Source organism: Sphingopyxis sp. KK2 (assembly GCF_001990265.1).
Lineage (GTDB): Bacteria > Pseudomonadota > Alphaproteobacteria > Sphingomonadales > Sphingomonadaceae > Sphingopyxis.
In genome coordinates this window covers 1-7853 of the sequence record NZ_LYVN01000166.1, presented here as the reverse complement: position 1 = coordinate 7853, position 7853 = coordinate 1, and the positions used below count along the sequence as shown (strand labels likewise).

5 protein-coding genes are annotated in these 7853 nt (G+C 66.2%); all 5 read right to left on the bottom strand.

Annotation, left to right across the window (positions count from 1 at the left end):
• Positions 1-38: 38 nt before the first annotated feature.
• Positions 39-1631, bottom strand: a complete 1593-nt coding sequence (gene purH, locus B1A78_RS19080) for a bifunctional phosphoribosylaminoimidazolecarboxamide formyltransferase/IMP cyclohydrolase (RefSeq protein ID WP_077148478.1) — start codon at positions 1629-1631, stop codon at positions 39-41.
• Between the two features lie 155 nt (positions 1632-1786).
• Entirely contained in the window at positions 1787-2806 is a 1020-nt protein-coding gene (locus tag B1A78_RS19075) for a phytase (protein WP_077148477.1), read from the bottom strand.
• A 1-nt stretch (position 2807) separates the two neighbouring features.
• Positions 2808-4262: a metallophosphoesterase family protein gene (locus B1A78_RS19070; protein WP_179102095.1), complete on the bottom strand. Its 1455-nt coding sequence runs from the start codon at positions 4260-4262 to the stop codon at positions 2808-2810.
• 26 nt (positions 4263-4288) lie between these two features.
• Positions 4289-7081, bottom strand: a complete 2793-nt coding sequence (locus B1A78_RS19065) for a TonB-dependent receptor (protein ID WP_077148476.1) — start codon at positions 7079-7081, stop codon at positions 4289-4291.
• Positions 7082-7276: 195 nt separating this feature from the next.
• The coding region (locus tag B1A78_RS19060; protein ID WP_179102094.1) for a heparinase II/III-family protein at positions 7277-7853 on the bottom strand (577 nt) is incomplete at its 5' end.

Sequence of the window (7853 nt, the reverse complement as noted above, 5' to 3'; positions counted from 1 at the left end):
GGGAAGGGTGAGGGCGACCAGCCTATCGAGAGCCTTCATTAGTGACGGAAATGCCGCATGCCGGTGAACACCATCGCGAGGCCCGCTTCGTTGGCGGCGGCGATCACCTCGTCGTCGCGGATCGAGCCGCCGGGCTGGATGACGCAGGTCGCGCCTGCCTCGACCGCGGCGAGCAGGCCGTCGGCGAAGGGGAAGAAGGCGTCGCTGGCGACCGCGCTGCCGACGGTGCGGGGGCTTGCCCAGCCGTGGCTCTCGGCGGCTTCGCGTGCCTTGACGGCGGCGATGCGCGCGCTGTCGCGGCGGTTCATCTGGCCGGCGCCGATGCCCGCGGTCGAGCCGCCCTTGGCATAGACGATCGCGTTCGACTTCACATGCTTGGCGATCGTCCAGGCGAACAGCGCGTCGGCGAGTTCTTCCTCCGTCGGGGCGCGGTCGGTGACGACCTTGAGGTCGGCGCGGGTGATGCGGCCATTGTCGCGACTCTGCGCGAGCCAGCCGCCGGCGATCGTCTTCATCATGATGCCGCCGCGTGCCGGGTCGGGCAGTTCGCCGGTGAGCAGCAGGCGCAGGTTCTTTTTCTTCGCGAACACCGCGCGCGCGTCGGCGTCGGCGTCGGGGGCGCAGACGACCTCGGTGAAGATGGTGCTGATCGCCTCGGCGGTCGCGCCGTCGAGCGGGCGGTTGACCGCGATGATGCCGCCGAAGGCCGACACATCGTCGCATTTGAGCGCGGCGTCATAGGCTTCGGTCAGCGTCGCGCCGGTCGCGACGCCGCAGGGATTGGCGTGCTTGACGATGACGCAGGTGGGCTCGGCCTCGCGGAATTCGGCGACGAGTTCGAGCGCGGCGTCGGCATCGTTGATATTATTGTAGCTGAGCTCCTTGCCCTGAACCTGCTGCGCCTGAGCGATGCCGCGCCCGGCGGGACCGGCGGGCAGGTAGAGTGCGGCTTTCTGGTGCGGATTCTCGCCATAGCGCAGCTCGGTGGAGAGCTTGGCAGTCAGCGGCAGCGTGTCGGGGAAGAATTTGCCCTGGTCGGCGAAGGCGAACCACTGCGCGATCATGCCGTCATAGGTTGCGGTGTGCGCGAAGGCGGTCGCGGCGAGGCGCTTGCGCAAGCCGAGCGTGGTCGCGCCATTGTTGGCGTCCATTTCGGCGATGACCGCGGCATAATCCTCGGGCTCGGTGACGATGCCGACGAAGGCATGGTTCTTCGCCGACGAGCGGACCATCGCGGGGCCGCCGATGTCGATATTCTCGATGATCGTGTCGCGGTCGGCGCCCGACATCACGGTCTGGAGGAAGGGGTAGAGATTGACGACGACGAGGTCGATGCCGCCGATGCCGTGCGCATCCATCGAGGCGACATGCGCCGCGTCGTCGCGGACGGCGAGGATGCCGCCATGGACGGTCGGGTGCAGCGTCTTGACGCGGCCGTCCATCATCTCGGGGAAACCGGTGAGGTCGGAGACGTCGAGCACCTCGTGCCCCGCCTCGCGCAGCGCCTTGGCGGTGCCGCCGGTCGACACCAGTTCGACCCCGTGGCGGACGAGCGCGGCGGCAAGCTCGGCGAGCCCCGCCTTGTCGCTGACGGACAGCAGAGCGCGGCGGACGGGAATCAGATCGGTCATGGGAAGGGGCGGCCTTTGCAGGGATGGGAAAGACGCGGACCCCCTAGGCCCGAAGAGACGTCAGGGCAAGTGTCGTCGCCCCCGCGAAGGCGGGGGCCGCAAGAGGCCTGGCGCAAGGTTGCCAGCGGCCCCCGCCTTCGCGGGGGCGACGGATATCAGATCCCCAGCGCTGCGGCGATCTGGTCCCAGCGCAGCAGTTTGAAATTCTGCGCCTTGGGGGCGTTGTCGCCGTCCTGAGCGAGGAAGAGGCCATCGGGATAGGCGGGACCGAAATTGCCTGCGACCGCCTCGATCCCGTCGGTATCGCTCGTCGCGCCGAAGGTGCCTGCGGCGACGGCGAAGCGGCCGACATAGTCCATCGAGGGCAGCTTGAAGACGGCATAGGCGTTGTCGCCCTGGCTCGAGGCGAGCAGGTAGCGCTGGCCCTTGTGGTCGATCGTCGCGAGGCCCTCGATGTCGGCGACGAGGCGCTGGTTGTCGACCGGGGCGACCATCACGGCATCCGCGGCGGCACCCTTTTGGGTCAGGCGCCAGATGCCGGCGTCTTCTTCGCCGACATAGAGCGTGTCGCCGTCGAAGACGCAGCCTTCGGACTGGGTCGGGATCTTGTGCTCCCACTGCGCGGCGAAGCTCGGTGCGGCGCCGTCGACGGCGAGCGTTCCGACGCGCACGGTGCCGTCCTTGATGATCAGCGCGGCGGTCATCGGTTCGCCGGGCGCGGTCTTTTTCAGGCAGAAGCCATAGGCTTCGCCGGTGCCGGCGGCGGCGCGGCCGAGCGACGTCAGCGTCGCGGTGGCGGGGTCGAGGCGGAACACCGCGATATGCGCGTTGACGCCGTCGTTGCGGTCGCTCGCCGCGACGATATTGCCCGCGACATCGACATTGTTGACGAGGCCGCCCTTGATGAAGGCGATGTCCTTGCCGGCGAGGTCATAGACGTGGATGCCCGCCTTTTTGTCGGTGGCGATGATCAGCGCGCGGTTCGGGTTGGCGGGATCGACCCAGATCGCGGGATCGTCGGCGGCATCGGCCTTGCCGGTGCCGACCGGATCGGTCTCGCCAGTCGCGGCGACGGGCACGGGGGGCAGGCCGAAGAAGACGGGCTCTTTCGCGCCGCAGCCGGCAAGCGCCGATGCGAGCGAAAGCGTGGCGGCGAGTTTCAAGATTCTGGTCATGTCATTTCCCCGATGCGACGCAGGCGCCGCCGTCCGGCCCGACCTCGCCCGAACAGCGGCGCGTGGCAAGCGTCGGTTCGGTGATTTCGGAGAGGCGATTGCCCTTGTCGGTGCGTGTCAGATCGAAGCCGTCATAGAGCTTGCCCGAGGCGGTGAAGGTGCGGAACTTGAGCTTCTTCGGCTCGACGTCGATAATCTGGTAGAGTTCGGTCGCCTCGGCAACCTTGTCGGGCTGCCAGGGCGTGCGGTCGTTGAGCTTGTACATCTTGGACCCCGTCACCGACACGAGATAGACCGGCCCCTGGATCATGCCGTCGGCGCGTGCCTTGGCATTGGCGTCGCGTCCCGCTTCGCCCGTCAACCGGCTGTAGCAATGGTCGTGACCCTGCAGCACCAGGTCGACCTTGCGCTTTTCGAACACCGGCTTCCACGCCGCCTTGATCTCGGCGGTGTCGTTCGGGCGGGCGCAGGTGAAGACGGGCTGGTGGAAGAGCACGACGTTCCAGTTCGCCTTCGACGCGGCGAGCGTCTTGTCGAGCCAGTCGGTCTGCGCCTGCATCGAACCCAGGTCGATCGCGGCGGTGCCGTCGAGGACGATGAAGCGCACGCCCTGATAATCGGTGTAATAGGTCGTCGCCTCGACCGGCTTCACGCCGTTCTTCGGCAGCGCGAACTGCGCGGGCCAATAGGGGCCGAGTTTGCGGCTTTCGGTGCCGTCGGGAAGGATGTCGTCGACATATTCATGGTTGCCGGTCGCCGGCACCTGCGGGACGATCGAATAATTATAGCCGCCGGCCTGGTTCCATTCGCCCCATTCGTCGTCATGGTCGAGGTCGTCGCGCTGGCCGACGAGGTCGCCGGCGTGGACGACGAGGCGGATGTCGCCATTGGCGTGGAAGGCCTGCCGGATCACGCGGCTGGCATAGGTCAGGATGCCGTTCTGGATATCGCCGAGATAAAGGAAGCGGAAAGGCTTGGCCTCGTCAGCGGCGGTCCGGAACTGAAACCATTCGCTCCAGCCCGCGGCGCCCTTCACCCGGTAGCTATAGACGGTGTCGGGGGTAAGGCCCTCGAAGCGGACCTGATGGTAGAGGGCGGGGCCATAGCTGCTGTCGACCGGCATCGATTTGCCGGTGACGAGCTTCGCCTTCTCCTCAAGCGTGGGCCCGTCGACCGACACCGCGATCTGGACCTCGGCAACGGTCTGCGCGGTGTCGGTACGATAGGCGACCGCCATCGCGCGCGCCGGGTCGGCCCCGGGCGTGAGAACGATGCGGTCGGCAAGATTTCCGGGGGCATAGGGAAGACCCGCCGAACGAGGGATGGGCTGGCCATCCTCCGTCGTGGTGACGATGGGGAAGCCCGTCGTCGCGGGTTCGGCGGCAGCGGTGGGCGCTGCGGCCAGCATCGTCGCCGCGAGCAGCGACCAGGCAAGGCCCGAACGGGTCTTCTTCATCATGTCTTCCCTATGCACCGATGTCGTCAGAAGCTGGCCGAAACGCCGAACTTTGCGGTCCAGCTGTATTTTTCATACTGCAGGATGCGCTTGGCGCCTTCGTAGTTCTGATAGGCGAAATAGGGCGCGTCGGTGACGTTGATCCATTCGGCGAACAGACGGATGTCCTTGGTGACGCGGAACTTCGCCGACAGGTCGAGCTGGAAATGCTGGTCGACATAGCGGTCTTCGTCGGCATCGCCGCCCAGTTCGTCGAGATATTTGTCGCGATAGGTGCCGGCGGCGCGCAGCGAGATCGGACCCTTTTCATAGCCGAGTGCGACGTTGAAGGTGTGCTTCGACGAGGCGGGCAGGCTGATGCGGCGCGGATCGGTCAGGTCGTCGCCCGCGAACACCGTCCCCTTGGCATCGGTGAAGGTGTAGTTCGCGTTGAGCAGCAGCCCGTCCAGTGGCGAGGGCAGGAAGGTGAAGCGCTGCGCGAAGCTCAGCTCGATCCCCTTGACCTTTGCGGTCTCGCCATTGGTGAAGGTCGTCGCGCGCAGATAATCGACGCCCAGGATTTCGCCCGGGTTGCTGTCGTTGAGCTCGACGATGAAGTCGTCGATCGACTTCCAGAACACGCCCGCGGTCAGCGCCGAATTGTTGCCGAAATAATATTCGGCCGACGCATCGACGTTCCAGGCGCGGTAGGGCTTGAGGTTCGGGTTGCCGAATTCGGCTTCCAGATCCTCGTTCACTACCACGCGCGGTGCCAGGTTCGACAGTTTCGGGCGCACCAGATTCTTGTAACCCGCGAGGCGCAGGACGAGGTTCTGGGCCGGCTCGAAACGGAACGTCAGGCTGGGCAGCCAGTCGGTATAGTTGCGGGTGATCCGGTTCGCCGTGATATCCAGCGTGTCTTCGCTGATCGCGAAGGCGCGGATGTCGTTGTAGGTGCGTTCGAAACGGACGCCGCCGACGATGCGCAGCGTGCTGCTGTCGTACCGGCCGAGCGCATAGCCCGCGAGCACATCTTCATCGATCGCATAGTCCGACGAGGTCGAGTTGATGATCGTGTCGTCCTCGTTGAGATTGAAGGCGGCCGGGTTGCCGAAGTAAATAAGGCTAGGCGCCTGCTTGTCGGGCAGCGGGCCGAGGTCCTGGATGCGGTAATTGTAGCTGGCAGCGAGGACGTTGCCGAGGTTGTAGCTGCCATTGAAGCCGTCATAGACCAGCGCATCCAGGTCGTAGGACTTCGAGCGCCAGCGCGACTTGACGCCGCCCTGCAGCGTGAAGGTGCCGTCGTTCATCGCGAATTCGCGCGCCACGTCGCCGCGTGCCATCCATTCGCGATCCTTCGAGTCCGACAGGTCGGTGATTTCTAGCTCGTTGAAGGTGTAGCTGGCGGGGTTGTTGTACAGCGTGGTGTTGCCGGTGACGTTGAACAGCGGGCGGCGCGGGTCCGAATAGTCGAAATTGACCCCGACCTCGTTCGCGCCGCTGCCCGAGAAGCGGGCGCGGAAGCGCGTCGGGTCGACCGAGCCGTTTTCCTTCTCGCTCGCCTTCGAATAGCTGCCCGAATAGGTCAGCTTCCAAGGGCCGGTTTCGGTCTCGCCGCCGACGACGAGCGAGGCGATCTTCTGCTTTTCGTAGCGGTCCTTCATGCGGCGGCGGACTTCGATGCGGCCGTCGGCGCTGGAGAATTCGGCGCTGGTTTCGGTCGATTCGCGCGGATCGCCGCTCATGATGAAGATCACGTCGCCGCGATATTCCTGGTCCGCGAACTGGCTGTAGAGGCCGCGGGCATAGAGCTTGGTCGTGTCGCTCGGGCGCCAGTCGAGGCTCAGCGAGCCGCCGAGGCGTTTGCGCTCGACGTCATAGTCGCGATACTGGATTTCGCGAGCAAAGGCGTTGCCATCCTGCTCGTCCCAGTCGGCCGCCTCGATATTGTCGGTCTCGAACTTGCGCTGATAGTAGCTGATGCCGCCGGCGATGCCGAAATTGTCGGTGACGCGGGTCGAGAAGTCGAGGCTGCCCTTCGGGGTCAGCGCGTCGGCATAATTATTGTAGCTGCCCTCGAGCTTGACCGAGAGCAGGTCCTTCTTGCGGTCGAAAGCGCTGGTGGTGTTGATCTCGATCGACGCGCCGATGGTGTCGGCGTCCATGTCGGGGGTCAGCGACTTCTTGACCTCGATCGATTCGATCAGTTCGGCGGCGACGACGTCGAGCGCGACCGAGCGGACGTCGCTTTCGGGGGCGGGCAGGCGCGCGCCGTTGATCGAGGCGGCGTTGAGTTCGGGGTCGAGGCCGCGGACCGAGATAAAGCGGCCTTCACCCTGGTCGTTGAGGATGTTCACGCCGGGCAGACGGCGCAGCGATTCGGCGACATTCTGGTCGGGGAACTGGCCGATCGCGTCGCGGGTCAGCACGCTTTCGACGCCGTCGGCGGCGCGCTGGCGCGACAGGCTGCTCGACAGGTTCGCGGCCTGGCCGATGACCAGGATGCTGCCGTCGGTGCCGACCGACAGGTTGGCGACGACATTGCCGCTGTCGGTGACGGTGACGCTCTGGGTCACGGGCGTCGCGCCGATGTAGCGCGCTTCGAGCGTGTAGGTGCCGGCGGGCACGTCGGTGAAGCGGTAGCTGCCGTCGCGGCCGGCTTCGGCGACGCGGCCGAGCTCGACGAGGCGCACTTCGGTGCCCTGCAGCGCGCGGGTGTCGGTGGCGTCGGTGACGGTGCCGACGATGTCGGAGGCGAAGGCGGTGCCGGGCAGAACGGCGGCGAGCGACAGACAGGTGCCGAGCAGGATGCGCGACCGGACATTCGAAAGCTTGGACATAAATCCCCCTGGAGAGTGGAAAGATCGTCCGGTCCTTTTTGGCTCCGGACGAGTCGAGGGGGCCAGTGACAGCGCTCTATGACCGCTGTGTTACGGCACTGTAACACTAATGAAACAGAAGCGCGGCGCTTTGGTTAGAGCGCTACGGATTGCGCGGTATACGCGGTCCGAGAAATTTGACGCGCCGACGGCGCCTCAGCCGATATGCTTGAAGATCCAGCCGATGCTCGCGCCGCCGGCGGGGGCGGTGCCGGTGACGACGAGCTGTTCGATCGGGTGCGGGCGGCCTTCGCCGTCGACCCACAGGCTTTCCTCGACGTCGAGCGCGCCTTCGCTGGTGCGGAATTGCCACAAGGGGCCGCCGTGAATGCGCAGCAGCGCCCCCAATTTGTCGGCGGTGAGGCTGGCCTGCAGCGACGGGCCGAGGTGGAAGCGCAGCACGAACGGCTTGTCGCCCTTGCGGCGGCTGCGCGGGGCGGGGAGCAGCTGGTCCTCGCCGCGCAGCTCGCGGCCGTTGGGCGAGAGGATCAGCAAGCGGCGGTGGATCAGCCCGTGACGGCGGACATAGCCGTCGTGGCTCATTTCGAGCCGGCTGCCCTGCGGCGTCTCGTGACGGTCGAGTTCGACCTCGGTGACGCCCTTGCCGAGCGCGCCGCTGGCGAGGATCGCGGTCGAATTGCTGTCGGCGACGGTCAGCGTCGAATGCGCCGCCGTGGTGCGCAGTCCGCGCGCGAGCTCGTCGGGGATCGTCGCGCCGGCGAGCGCGGCGCCG